Here is a 12,364-nt window from a genome sequence, read left to right on the forward strand (position 1 = left end):
ACCCTACGAAAGGGCTGACCGGGGCCCCGGGAGACGCCGTCCGGGCTCTTTACGGAACGCGCGTACGGGCGTCGGCCGCCTCGCGTGCGCAGGCGTACGCCAGCGGGGTGATCAGCTCGTCCACATCGGGCAGCCAGCGGTTGGCATGGGTGGGCTTCCGGGCCCACTGCACGGCACCCCGGGCGCCGACCCGGGTGGGCGGTGCGGCGACGTAGTGGCCCTCGCCGCGGCCGGTCAGGTCGATCGCCTCGGCGTTCCAGCCGAGCCCGCGCACCAGCTCGGAGGCCTTGGCGGCGGCGCCCGGCAGCACGAAGAACAGCATCCGGCGGTCGGGTGTGCAGGTGACCGGGCCCAGCGTCAGGTCCATCCGCTCCATCCGGGCCAGCGCCAGGAACCCCGCGGACTCCGGGACCTCCAGCGCGTCGAAGCTCCGGCCGGTCGGCAGCAGCACCGAGGCGCGGGGCTGCCTGCTCCACATGCGCCGGGCGGCGGCCCCGCTGCCGGTCGCCCGGCCCGCCCAGTCGGGTCGGTCCGCGTGGGCCCCCGGCAGGGCGCAGCCGACGTCGCCGCACGAACACCGCTCCCCGCCGCCCACCGCCTCCAGCCAGGTGCCGGGGAACACGTCCCAATGGCGCTCTTCCGCATACCGCACCGCGGCGTCGAGCAGATGCTCGCCGCGCTGCTGAGGGACCTGCGCGGCTTCCGTGACTCCCATGGGCTCTTCCACGCCCAGCACAACTCCCGCCGTCACCTGGGGTTACGGCCTCCCCTGAACCGGGGCCCGGCGCATTGACCTCGCACGCGGGGCGCATCGGTGCACGGGCGGGGGCGCGCGTGAGGCGTCGCACCGAAGGGCGGGTAACCACCTCCAGGACCGCCGCCCAGGGCCGCTCCCGGACCTCCGTGACGGTGCAACGCGCCATGGCCGTACCGAATGCCGATGGAATATGCGCATTTCTTGAGTATGTGACGGGCAGTGATCCCTTCCACCGATCACTGCACATAACCGATGTTTCAGGGGGACATATGGCTGCAAGGCCTCTCGTAGCCCGCCAGCCCAACGAACGGCTCCAGACGCTCATCCAGGAAGCCGCCTGTTCCAACGCGGGCCTGGCGCGCCGCGTGAACATGGTCGGGGCCGAGCGGGGTCTCGATCTGCGCTACGACAAGACCTCCGTGGCCCGTTGGCTGCGGGGGCAGCAGCCCCGGGGCCGGGCGCCGGGGATCATCGCCGAGGCGCTCGGCCGCAAGCTCGGCCGTACGGTCACGATCGACGAGATCGGCATGGCCAACGGCAAGAACCTGGCCTCCGGCGTCGGCCTCCAGTACGCGCCGACCGTCGCCGGGGCCGTCGAGCAGGTCTGCGAGCTGTGGCGCAGCGACGTGGGCCGCCGCGATCTGCTCGCCGGGTCGGCGGTCGCCGCGTCCGCGCTGGTCGAGCCCAGCCGGGACTGGCTGATCTCGGGCCCGGACGCACAGGTCGAGCGGACGGCGGGGGCCCGGGTCGGGATGTCCGACGTCGAGGCGGTGCGGGCGATGACCACCGCGCTGACCGACCTCGACCACCGCTTCGGCAGCGGCCATGTGCGGCCGGTGCTCGTGCACTACCTCAACAGCGTGGTCTCCGGCCTGCTTTCGGGGGCGTACCGCGAAGAGGTGGGGCGGCAGCTGTTCGGCGCGGTGGCCCGGCTCGCCGAGCTGGGCGGCTACATGGCGGTCGACACCGGCCAGCCCGGCCTCGCCCAGCGCTACTACATCCAGGCGCTGCGGCTCGCGCAGGCGGCGGGCGACCGGGCGTACGGCGGCTATGTGCTCGCCGCGTCGATGAGCCATCTCGCCGCCCAGCTCGGCAACCCCCGCGAGATCGCCCAACTGGCCCGCGCCGCGCAGGAAGGGGCCCGAGGGCATGTCACGCCCCGCGCCCAGGCGATGTTCTACGCGGCCGAGGCCCGGGGGCACGCGCTGCTCGGGGACGCCAGGACCTGCCACGCGGTGTCGGGGCGGGCGGTCGCCGCGCTGGAGCAGGCGGGCCCGGAGTCGGGGGACGACCCGGTCTGGATCGCGCACTTCGACGCGGGGTATCTCGCGGACGAACTGGCCCACTGCCACCGGGACCTGGGGCAGCCGGAGCAGGCGGCCCGGCGGGCGAAGGAGGCGCTGGCCGCGCTTCCGGAGACCCGGGCCAGGCGCCGGGGCATCGCGCTGGTGCTGCTGGCCTCGGCCCAGGTGCAGCAGCGGGAGGTGGAGCGGGCGTGCCACACGGGCACCCGGGCGATGGAGCTGCTGGCGACGGTGCGCTCCAGCCGGGGCGCCGAATATCTCGACGACCTCCAGCAGCGGCTCACGCCCTACGGTGAGGAGCCAGCGGTGCGGGAGTTCGGCGAGCGGCTGGAGCTCCAGGCGGCTTGAGGACACGTGGTCGCCGATGCGGTCCGGGCCGTGTTCGTGGCGGTCCGGCCGTTAACAGCGTCGCGGGGCGGCGGGGTGTTACCGGCCCTGTGAAGGGGTCGTGAGGGGCACCACGCGCTTGGCGGAGGCGGGTGACCACCCGATAGCGTGAGCCGACGGTTCCGTAGGTTCACACGTAGGAGTCCTGGTGACGCAGAGCGGACAGGGCGGCGAGCACGAGCTCCCCGCCGCACGACCCGCGCACGAGGGTGTCGTGCTGCCTGCCGACGGCGGAGCCCCCTGGACCCCCGGGGCGGCGCCCGGGCCCGGGCAGGGCGGGCAGCAGGGCGAGCAGGCGGCGCCCGCGGGCGGTCAGCCGTGGGGCCGGCAGTGGGGGCCGCCGGAACCGCAGCAGCAGCCGGACGGGGGCTACGGCTACCCGCCCGCGCAGCCCCTGCCGCCCGCGCAGCAGTCGCCGGGCCCGGAGGCGTACCAGTCGGGCCCGGAGGCGTACCAGCAGCCCGGGGCGTATCAGCAGCCTCAGCAGCCGGGTGCGTACCAGCAGCCTCAGCGGCCCGGCTCCTACCAGCAGCCTCAGCAGCTGCCGCAACAGCAGTCCCAGCAGCAGCCCGGCGCGTACCCGCCGCAGTACCCCCAGCACCAGCAGCAGCACCAGCACCAGCAGCACCAGCAGCCTCAGCCTCAGCCGCCCCAGCCCCAGCCGTACGCGCAGCCGCTGCCGCCGGAGGCAGGGCCGGGTGCTCAGGGCGGGCAGGGTGTTCCCGGCGGTGACGCGGACGCCACGCAGTACATCGCGCCCGTCCCGGGCGGTCCCGGCCCCGTGGGGCCCTCGCAGGGCGGCGGGGACGCCGACGCGACCCAGTACATACCCCCGGTGCCCGGAGGGGCCCCGTACGGGATCAGGCCGGGCGCGCCGGGGGACCGGCAGCCGCCCGCGGAGTTCGACAACCTGTTCCGTTCCGAGGAACCCGCGGGCGCCACGCAGCAGATGCCGCAGTTCGACGCGGGGCAGCAGCCCCCGTCCCCGTACCAGCAGCAGGGCTATCAGCCCCAGCAGCACCAGCAGCAGCCCCAGCAACCCCACCAGCCCCAGCGGCAGCCCCAGGGCGGCCAGTTGCCGCCGCAGGCGCCCGGGGGCTACCAGTCCGGCCTCCAGGGCTTCCAGGGCCGTGCGGAGCAGGACGGGCCGGTCCCGCAGCAGAGCGGCGACGCCCCGCGTCGGCGGTCCGCGCATGTTCCGCTGATCGCCGCGGTCGTCGTGGGCTGCGCCGTCATCGGACTCGGCGCGGGCGCGCTGCTGAGCGGCGGCGACGATTCCGGTGAGGACGACAAACAGCCGGTCGCCTCGCAGAGTTCACCGGTCACGGAGCCCACCGCCAAGGCGGCGCCCGATCCGGCGAAGCCGCAGGCCGAGGCGCTGGACAAGCTGCTGGCCGACAGCAACAACAGCCGGGCGGCGGTGATCAGCGCGGTCGAGAAGATCAAGTCCTGCAAGGACCTGGACCGGGCCGACGCCGACCTCAAGGGCGCCGCCCAGCAGCGCCGTGACCTGGTGACCCGGCTCGAAGGGCTGTCCGTGGACAAGCTCCCGCAGAACGCGGAGCTGACCGCCTCGCTGAACCGGGCGTGGAAGGCCTCGGCGGCGGCCGACGAGCACTACGCGACCTGGGCGCGGCAGGCCAAGAAGAACAAGTCCGTCTGCAAGGGCGGCCAGGCCCGGTCGACGAGCGAGACGGCCAAGGCCAACCAGCAGAGCGGGGTCGCCACCCAGGCCAAGCGCGAGGCGTCCAAGCTCTGGAACACGATCGCGGCGAAGTACGGCCTGACCAAGCACGGGTTCACCGAGCTCTGATCCAGCCGGGAGGCGCTAGGTCGTGTCCGCAAAGTCTCGTCTGGCCCACGACGCCTGGCACGCACTCTCGCGGCGTTGCCGAAATGCCCGAGTAGCTCCGCTACTAGGACACTCCGGCGCCTTGCGAGAGCACGCACCAGACGCCGCGGGCCCCGCCCAGAGGGCGGACGACGATACTTTGCGGACACTCCCTAGCTGCGCGGGGCGTCCGTCAGGGCGTCCGAGACGTCGACGAAGCCCTTCTTCTGGGCGGTGAGCCGGCCCTCGCGGACCACTTGGAACGTCACCTTCGTGTTGACGATGCGCGGGTAGCTCAACGTGCCGACCAGGTCCTCGAAGCGCCAGCGGAGCGTCGGGGTCAGGCCGCCGGTGTCGACCTCGACGCCCCGGTTGAGGGTGGCCACGACCCGGCCCGGGGTGACCTTCTCGTCGTCGATCGCCCGGACGGCCGCCCGCAGCGCCGTGTACGCGATCCAGGTCGTCTGCACGGCGGTGTCGTCCGGGTCGATGCGGTTGTCCCCGAAGGCGTACTCACCGATCACCTCGCGCATCTCCTTCCAGCGCGCGTTCCTCGCGTCCGGGTACCAGCCGGTGACGTAGGCGCCCTCGAAGGGGCTGTTCGGGCCGCCCGTGCGGTCGATGAGCGGCTGGCTGACGCTGCCCAGCACGGAGGAGATCCTGACCTGCTCGCCGTCCGGCTCCAGGCGGCGGAAGGAGTCGAAGAACGTCTCCGTACGGGCGCCGAGCACCGCCGTCACACAGCCGCCGTCGGACCGTTCCAGCGCCTGCGCGGCCTGCTCGTCGTAGGACGTGGCGTCCAGCGGGGCCAGGATGTCGGTGGAGGCGGGCCGGTCGGCGGCCATCAGCCCGTTGTTCAGGAGCGGCGGCATGCCGTCGCCGCCGATCGAGTCGGGCCGCACCAGCGAGACCCGCTCGCAGCTGCGGCTCAACTGCTGTCCGTGACCGGCCAGCAACGCCGGCTGGCCACCGTTGACGGGGTACGAGAGGTAGCTGCTGAACTCCTCGGTGGAGGCGCCGTAGCCGCCGATGTACGGGACGCCGCCCGCCTCCAGCGCCGGCATGAAGCTCTGGCCGTGGCGGCTGTACGAGCCGACGACGGCGGCCACCTTCTTCTCGACGGCCTCCCGCGCGCACCGCTCGGCGCCCAGCGGGGTGTCGGCCTCGTCGCAGACGACCACCTTCAGCTCGCGTCCGTCGATGCCGCCGGTGTCGTTGACCCAGCGGGCGTACGTCTGCGCCATGGCGGGCACCCCGGCCATCTTCACCGCGTTGATGTCCTCCGACCGGTCGGGCGCCCACGTCATCACGGTGACGGGCTCCCTGGACCCCCCCGAGGCTCCAGGGAGCACACCGCAGCCGGACAGCAGCACCGCCCCCGCCGCCGCCGCGCTGATGACGCCCGGGAAGGGGCGGGAAAAGGTGGGGCGTCGCCGTCCGGTCATGGACCTGAACCCTTCCGGGCACCGGGTAACTGCGCGGTGTGCCGTTCTCAACGCGCGGTGACGTCCAGGTGAATTACGGGGGCCTGTGCGGGGGCGCGGTGAAGGAACGTACGATCGACGACCGTGCAGCAAGGTTCGGAGAACTCTTCCCGTCGCGGCCGTCGCTCCTCCACCATGGGCGGCATGCCGCTCACTGACATGCCGTGGTGGCGCTGGCGCACCAACGTGCGCTCGGCGCTGCACATGCTCTCCGACCCCGCCTTCCACCACGAGTGCTGGCTCGCCGGCCGGGAAGGGTACGGGGACGTCACCGACGCCGTGTACCGCCTGGTCGAGGACACCTGGCTCGACAACTGGTCCGCCGAGAAGTACGTCGGCACCATATTCAGGGACTCCGCCGAGGCCGCCGCCGTGGACGCCGCCGCCCTGCGGGTGCTGCGGATCATGCACCAGGTCGGTGCGGACGCCCCCGTCTCCGCCTATCTGGAGCACCACGGCTGGCCCGAAGCCGTCCACGCGGCCCGCGAGGCCCATGTGATGCTCGCCACCAACGACGCGGAGGATCCGGACATACCGCCCCGATCGCTGGATGTCATCCGCATGATGACCAGGGCCGCCTGACCACGGGGCGGGTGTGGCACCCTACGAGGATGACCGCGCCGCAGCCCGCCCCCTCCGCCGCCTCGGACGCCGCCGCGACCGAGCAGTACGTCCTCACGCTCTCCTGCCCCGACAAACAGGGCATCGTGCACGCCGTGTCGAGCTATCTCTTCATGACCGGCTGCAACATCGAGGACAGTCAGCAGTTCGGGGACCACGACACGGGTCTGTTCTTCATGCGCGTCCACTTCTCGGCCGACGCCACCGTGACGGTGGACAAGCTCCGCGCCAGCTTCGCCGCGATCGGGGAGGCCTTCCGGATGGAGTGGCAGATCCACCGGCCCGCGGAGCGCATGCGGATCGTGCTGATGGTCAGCAAGTTCGGCCACTGCCTCAACGACCTGCTGTTCCGCTCCCGCACCGGAGCGCTGCCGGTCGAGATCGCGGCCGTCGTCTCCAACCACACGGACTTCGCCGAGCTCGTCGCCTCGTACGGCATCCCCTTCCGGCACCTCCCGGTGACGAAGGACAACAAGGCGGAGGCCGAGGCGCGACTGCTGGAGCTGGTCCGCGAGGAGGACGTCGAGCTGGTCGTCCTGGCCCGCTACATGCAGGTCCTCTCGGACGACCTGTGCAAGCAGCTGAGCGGCCGGATCATCAACATCCACCACTCGTTCCTGCCGAGCTTCAAGGGCGCCAAGCCCTACCACCAGGCGCACGCGCGCGGGGTGAAGCTGATCGGCGCGACCGCGCACTACGTCACCGCCGACCTCGACGAGGGCCCGATCATCGAGCAGGAGGTCGAGCGCGTCGGTCACGGCGTGACGCCGGACCAACTGGTCGCCATCGGCCGGGACGTGGAGTGCCAGGCACTGGCGCGCGCGGTGAAGTGGCACGCGGAGCGGCGCATCCTGCTCAACGGCCGCCGTACGGTGATCTTCGCGTAGGACCCGGCGCCGTTCGGCGGGCCCTACAGCCGGCTGAGCGAGGCCGTCGCGAACAGCACGTCGCGGATGGCCTCGCGGTCGCCCTCCTGGCCCGCCGCCGCTTCCACCGGCGAGATGTGGCCCGCGGCGAGCCGGCAGAACTCGACCCCGTCCAGGGCCACCTGCGCCACCGTGCGCTCGGGCGAGCCGAGGGCGGCCGGCGAGTCCAGCGGGATGTACCAGTCGCCCCCGCCGTGGCCCTCGATCTCCAGATGGACCGAGCGGCCCGGCGCACCGGCCGTGACGAGCTCCTTCGCGGGCCCGGCCAGTCCGGCGCGGCGGCGTCCCGCCATGGCGGCCGGAAGCAGCCGGGCCGCCAGGTCGATCATCCGGTGCAGATGGGCCGCCGTCGGGGCCTGGTACGGATAGTCGACGGCGTCGGCGATGTCCCCGCCGTGCACCCAGCACTCGAAGGCGCGGTCCAGCAGCGCGTCCGGGAGCGGCAGGGCGAAGGCCCCGTAGGAGACGGAGGTCTCGGCGACGTTCCGCCCGGCGAAGGACGCCGTGCGGATCAGCTCGTGGCTCTGGGCCCGCCAGGGCTCGCGGACGGCCCGGGTGGGCGGCCGGTGCGCCGCCGACCAGTACCTCTCGGTGCGCTCGGAGGGGCCGAGCAGCGCCTCGCCGCCGCCGAGCGGGTCGTCGAGGCCGAGCGCGGCGGACAGCAGCCCGTCGACCGCCATCAGATGGCCGATCACCCCGGCCACCGTGGTCCTGCGGGTGACCTCGCGCTCCTCCTCGAACCACCGCAGGCGCACCGGCGCGTGCCACTCCGAGTCCCCGATGTCGCGGAGCAGCGCGTCGAGCCGGGCGGTCTCGGCGTCGTACGCGGCGGCGTACTCCGGCACCGGGATCCGGGCCGGCCGACGGCCCAGGCAGCCGTCCATCACCCGGGACCGGAGCGACGGATCGAGATCCAGGGAGCCGTCGGTGTGCAGCAGCCCCACCGCGTCCCGCAGCCGCAGCGCCTCGTCCGCGCACGGGGCGCACACGGTGAGGTGGTCCTCCACGGCGGCGGTCTCCTCGGCCGAACAGGCGGACAACGCCCAGGCGCCGAGGAGGGCCTTGAGGACCCGGTGGGGGAGGTCGAGGCCCGAGGCGGAGGCTGAGGCGGAGACGGAGGTCATGAGCGGCTCCGGGAGGGCCTGTCCGGGGGCGGCCTCTTCCGGGGCGGCCTGTTCCGGGGCGGCCTGTTCCGGTCCGCCCTCTTCCGGCACGGACTCCAGGTCGAGGTCGTCCGCCGCCCCGCGCGGGCCCGGTATCCGGCGGGCGCCGCGCACCTCCTCCTCACGTCCCTCGCTCTCGCGTCCGTCGCCGCTCACCGGACCCGTCCGTAACCGGGTGGCGAGGCCCCTTCGAGCGGGCGGGCGTTCGCCGTGGAGAGCAGTTGCAGCCCCAGCCTGAGCCGACGGCGCGCCTCGTCCTCGGTCACCCCGAGGTCGGCGGCCGTCTGCCGGTAGTCCCGGCGATGGACGTACGCCAGCTCCAGGGCCTGCCGCAGCGGCGCGGGCATCGAGGAGACGATGTAGTCGGCGCGGGCGGCGGCCGTGGCGCTGCGCACCCGCCGCTCCAGCTCCTCCGGGTCGGGCGCCGCGCCCTCGCCGTGCTCCGCCGCGTACGAGGAGACCGCCGTGCGGCGCAGCCGCTGGACGGACTGGCGGTGGGTGAGGCGGGCCACCCACGAGCGCATCGAGCCCTGCTTCGGGTCGTACGCCTCGGGGTTCTCCCAGATCTGGGCGAAGACCTCGCGGGTCACCAGGTCGGCGGCGTCCTCGTCGTCGAGCATCCGGTGCGCCTGGCTGTGGACGAGGGCCGCGAACCGGTCGTAGAGCTCGCCGAGCGCCGCCGCCTCACCGCAGGCCAGCCTCTGCTGCATCCTGCGGTCCCAGCGGGGTGCTGTCTCCTTCGCCATGAACCCCCCAGTCCCCGGCCCTGTCCACCCGACTCCGTGATCCACCCTGTGCCCGTGAGGACCGAATGTAGTCCGCCGGGCGGGCGGTGCACGCGCCTTTGCGGCAACTCTCTTCCCGCGGCGCGTGGCCGACGACGGTAGTCGATTTTCGGCCCGGATGCCCGTGCTGTCCGCTCGCTGTCGGCTTGCTACCCGCTCTGAGCAGCGGAAACGGTCCGAAGTGCTCCTTTCACCGGAAATCTCCTGGGCGTCGGTCGGCGCGCCGGTGTTTCATGGGGGTGCGGTTGGGCAGCCGCGAGGAGGAACGGAAACTTCCGGATTGCCGGGAGCCCCGGAACGAGAGGTCCAGTCGCGTGACCCTGAAGGTGGACGAGGCGGAGCAGGGCTCCTGGACCGTGCTGCGCATGAGCGGCGAACTTGATCTGGTGACCTCACCCGTCGTGCGCCAGTCCGTCCACGAGGCGGTGGCGGAGGGGCAGCACGATGTGGTGCTCGATCTGTCCGAGGTGTTCTTCTGCGACTCCAGCGGCGTCGGTGTACTGATCGCCTCGCGCCGGCTGATGAAGTCCTGCGGCGGCCGGCTGCGGCTGATTCTCCCGGCCCGGGGCGCGGAGGACGGTTCGCACGTCAACAAGGTGCTCGGGGCGCTCGGGGTGCGCCGGCTGTTCGACGTCTACCCGGACGCGCGGTCCGCCACCGACGAGGAGTGCAGGCCGCTGAGCGCCTGAAGCGGCTGCCTCCGATGCGAGGTTGTCACACAGGAGGCGCTGCTCGGTGACACGTGAGCGTCCCGGGCGTCGTACGCTCCCCGCATGGACAGCGCAGAGTACGAGCGAAAGATCGCGCACCGCTTCGCAGCCTTCGACCAGGACGGCAACGGCTATATCGACCGTGCCGATTTCAACGCCGCGGCGGCCCGTCTGCTCACCGAGTTCGGTACGACGGCCCGCTGCGACAAGGGCCAGGCGCTCTACACCGGTGCCGAGGCCTTCTGGCAGGGCATGGCGGGGATCGCCGATGTGGACGGGGACCAGCGGGTCACCCGTGAGGAGTTCGTGGGCGGGGCGGTGAAGCGGCTCCGGGACAATCCCGGGCGGTTCGCCGAGATCGCCCGCCCGTTCCTGCGGGCGACCATCGCGGTCGCGGACGGCGGGAACGACGGCAGGGCGTCGGTGGCGGACGTGGAGCGGGCGCTCCGGGTCCTCGGGGCCAGCGGCGAGATCGCGGGCATCGCCGCCCAGAGCCTGGACACGGACCGGGACGGCCTGATCGCGGAGAGTGATGTGGTGGCGGCGTTCGCCGTGTACTTCACGGTGATCGAGCCGGACGCGTAGTGATCCCGGGCGTTACGGGGACGGCCCACCGCTCCCGTGACGCCCGCCGCCCTCGCCCGTGACGCCCGCCGCCCCCGTGCCGGCTGTGGCACCCGGCTCCGCCCGCCTCGTCGGCCTCACCCGCCGAACCGTTCCCGCAGCCGGTACTTGAGCACCTTGCGCAGCGTCTCGTTGCGGGGCAGTGCGTCGAGGACCTCCAACTGCTCGGGCACCTTGTGGACGGACAGTCCCGCTTCCCGCAGATGGGCGGAGAGCGCGGCCAGGGTCAGGGGCGGTGCGCCCGGCGGCTGTTCTACCACCGCGCAGACGCGTTCGCCGCGCTCCGGGTCGGGCAGCCCGATGACCGCCGCGTCGGCGACGGCGGGGTGCGTGTGGAGCAGGTCCTCGATCTCCTTGGCGGAGATGTTCTCGCCCTTGCGGATGATGATGTCCTTCAGCCGGCCGGTGAGCGTGAGGTGTCCGCTCTCCTGGAGCCGCCCCAGGTCCCCGGTGATCAGGAACCCCTCGGCGTCGAAGGCCGCGGCGGAGGCCCCGGCGTCCAGATAGCCCCGGCAGACCGCCTCCCCGCGCAGCCGCACCTCGCCCTCGGCGCCGTACGGGAGGGGCTTGCCGTGTTCGTCGGCGATCCGGATCTCCATGCCCTCCGGGGGCCGTCCCTCGGTCAGGGCCAGGTGGTCGGGGGTGTCGTCCGGGGCGCCCATGGTGATCATCGGGACCTCGGTCATGCCGTAGCCGTGGGTGAGCCGGACCCCCATCTCCCGCACCACCGCGTGGTAGACCTCCGGTGGTTTCGGCGCTCCGCCGCCCGCCAGCAGACGGAGGGTCGGGATGAGCGGCCGGTCGGGGGCCTTGCGCTGTTCGGCCAGGAACATCGCGTAGAAGGCGGTCGAGCCGCCGGCCACCGTCACCCCGTGCCGCCGGTACTCCGCCAGCGCGTCCGGCAGCGCGAACTGCTCGAACATCACCGCGGGGAACCCGTACAGCAGCAGCATCACCGTGTAGTCGGGCCCGGCGACATGGGCGTACGGGAACGCCATCGAGCCCACGTCGTCGGCGGAGAGCTTCAGGGCGTGGGCGAGACAGGAGCCGCCCGCGATCAGGGAGCGGTCGGTGTGCAGGACGCCCTTGGGGTCGGAGGTGGTGCCGGAGGTCCAGTAGATCCAGCGGACCTCCTCGCCCGAGGAGGGGGCGGGCGGGGGCGGCAGGACCGTCGGGTCGCCGTCGGGGAGGGTGTCGTACGCCTCGAAGACCCGTGGCGGGTCGGCGAGTTCACCGACGATCCGCTCGGCCATCGCCGTGTGGTCGAAGCCGCGCCACACGCCGGGCACGGCGAAGAACGCCGCCCCCGACTCGCGCAGCGCGAACCGCACCTCGCGGTCCCGGTAGAACGGGATGACCGGCGTCTGAACGGCCCCGAGCCGGGTCAGGGCGAAGGAGAGCAACGCCGTCTCCAGCCGGGTCGGCAGCTGCCAGGCCACCACGCTGCCCGCCCGCACGCCCATCCCGTACAGCCCGGCGGCGACCCGCTCGGCGCGGTCCCTCAGCTCGCCGAAGGTCAGGCGCCGGTCCTCCTGGAGCAGGACCGGGCGGTCGGGGGTGAGGGCGGCGCGGCGTTCGATCAGCTCCCAGAAGGTGTGGGAGGCGCCCAGGGCGTGGGCGGATGCGGTCACGTCGTTCACGGCGGTCACAGCGGTCCCTCCGAACTGACGGCCAGTCAGATAATGCGGAGAGCGTAGGGCTCCGCGCCTTGTCGGTCCAGGGGTGCGGGGCTAGCCTGAGTGCCGCAAGCGAATCTGACGGGCCATCAGAAA

At 72.9% G+C, this 12,364-nt stretch carries 11 protein-coding genes; 6 read left to right on the plus strand and 5 right to left on the minus strand.

What is annotated here, in order from left to right:
• Nucleotides 1-49: 49 nt before the first annotated feature.
• The gene (locus ACIQRW_RS09630) at nt 50-736 is read right to left on the minus strand and encodes a bifunctional DNA primase/polymerase (protein WP_403757429.1); all 687 of its coding nucleotides are present in this window, start codon (nt 734-736) and stop codon (nt 50-52) included.
• 290 nt (nt 737-1,026) lie between these two features.
• Between ACIQRW_RS09630 and ACIQRW_RS09635 the strand changes: the two genes are divergently transcribed.
• Nucleotides 1,027-2,409 (plus strand): transcriptional regulator, encoded by a 1,383-nt coding sequence (locus ACIQRW_RS09635; protein ID WP_403756815.1) that lies wholly within the window; start codon nt 1,027-1,029, stop codon nt 2,407-2,409.
• Between the two features lie 187 nt (nt 2,410-2,596).
• Nucleotides 2,597-4,261, plus strand: a complete 1,665-nt coding sequence (locus ACIQRW_RS09640) for a hypothetical protein (RefSeq protein ID WP_403756818.1) — start codon at nt 2,597-2,599, stop codon at nt 4,259-4,261.
• Between the two features lie 191 nt (nt 4,262-4,452).
• Here ACIQRW_RS09640 and ACIQRW_RS09645 read toward each other — a convergent pair whose 3' ends face one another.
• Nucleotides 4,453-5,724, minus strand: a complete 1,272-nt coding sequence (locus ACIQRW_RS09645; RefSeq protein ID WP_403756821.1) for an ABC transporter substrate-binding protein — start codon at nt 5,722-5,724, stop codon at nt 4,453-4,455.
• Between the two features lie 174 nt (nt 5,725-5,898).
• Here ACIQRW_RS09645 and ACIQRW_RS09650 point away from each other — a divergent pair, with 174 nt between their 5' ends.
• Together ACIQRW_RS09650 and purU are read left to right on the plus strand one after the other, a co-directional pair.
• On the plus strand, nt 5,899-6,345 hold the full coding sequence (locus tag ACIQRW_RS09650; RefSeq protein ID WP_403757432.1) for a hypothetical protein: 447 nt from the start codon (nt 5,899-5,901) through the stop codon (nt 6,343-6,345).
• Nucleotides 6,346-6,374: 29 nt separating this feature from the next.
• Nucleotides 6,375-7,271 (plus strand): formyltetrahydrofolate deformylase, encoded by an 897-nt coding sequence (purU, locus tag ACIQRW_RS09655; RefSeq protein WP_403756824.1) that lies wholly within the window; start codon nt 6,375-6,377, stop codon nt 7,269-7,271.
• A 23-nt stretch (nt 7,272-7,294) separates the two neighbouring features.
• Here the strand turns inward: purU and ACIQRW_RS09660 are convergent, their stop codons facing one another.
• Nucleotides 7,295-8,629, minus strand: a complete 1,335-nt coding sequence (locus ACIQRW_RS09660) for a zf-HC2 domain-containing protein (protein WP_403756827.1) — start codon at nt 8,627-8,629, stop codon at nt 7,295-7,297.
• Nucleotides 8,626-9,219 (minus strand): RNA polymerase sigma factor, encoded by a 594-nt coding sequence (locus tag ACIQRW_RS09665; protein WP_403756830.1) that lies wholly within the window; start codon nt 9,217-9,219, stop codon nt 8,626-8,628. The genes ACIQRW_RS09660 and ACIQRW_RS09665 overlap by 4 nt, the downstream gene beginning before the upstream one ends.
• Nucleotides 9,220-9,572: 353 nt before the next feature.
• On the opposite strand from ACIQRW_RS09665, the gene ACIQRW_RS09670 reads away from it, so the two are divergent.
• Nucleotides 9,573-9,947: an STAS domain-containing protein gene (locus tag ACIQRW_RS09670; protein WP_007454150.1), complete on the plus strand. Its 375-nt coding sequence runs from the start codon at nt 9,573-9,575 to the stop codon at nt 9,945-9,947.
• Between the two features lie 84 nt (nt 9,948-10,031).
• A complete protein-coding gene (locus tag ACIQRW_RS09675) occupies nt 10,032-10,553 on the plus strand; it encodes an EF-hand domain-containing protein (RefSeq protein ID WP_403756833.1) in 522 nt (173 codons plus the stop codon).
• A gap of 116 nt (nt 10,554-10,669) precedes the next feature.
• On the opposite strand, the gene ACIQRW_RS09680 is transcribed toward ACIQRW_RS09675, so the two are convergent.
• The gene (locus tag ACIQRW_RS09680) at nt 10,670-12,241 is read right to left on the minus strand and encodes a class I adenylate-forming enzyme family protein (protein WP_403756835.1); all 1,572 of its coding nucleotides are present in this window, start codon (nt 12,239-12,241) and stop codon (nt 10,670-10,672) included.
• Nucleotides 12,242-12,364: the final 123 nt, after the last annotated feature.

This window comes from Streptomyces sp. NPDC091287 (assembly GCF_044768525.1).
Taxonomy (GTDB): Bacteria; Actinomycetota; Actinomycetes; order Streptomycetales; family Streptomycetaceae; genus Streptomyces.

Coding starts and splice junctions, on each gene's coding strand:
- ACIQRW_RS09635 (WP_403756815.1), top strand. CDS start 1,027: ATGGCTGCAAGGCCTCTCGTAGCCCGCCAGCCCAACGAACGGCTCCAG.
- ACIQRW_RS09645 (WP_403756821.1), bottom strand. CDS start 5,724: ATGACCGGACGGCGACGCCCCACCTTTTCCCGCCCCTTCCCGGGCGTC.
- ACIQRW_RS09650 (WP_403757432.1), top strand. CDS start 5,899: ATGGGCGGCATGCCGCTCACTGACATGCCGTGGTGGCGCTGGCGCACC.
- purU (WP_403756824.1), top strand. CDS start 6,375: ATGACCGCGCCGCAGCCCGCCCCCTCCGCCGCCTCGGACGCCGCCGCG.
- ACIQRW_RS09665 (WP_403756830.1), bottom strand. CDS start 9,219: ATGGCGAAGGAGACAGCACCCCGCTGGGACCGCAGGATGCAGCAGAGG.
- ACIQRW_RS09675 (WP_403756833.1), top strand. CDS start 10,032: ATGGACAGCGCAGAGTACGAGCGAAAGATCGCGCACCGCTTCGCAGCC.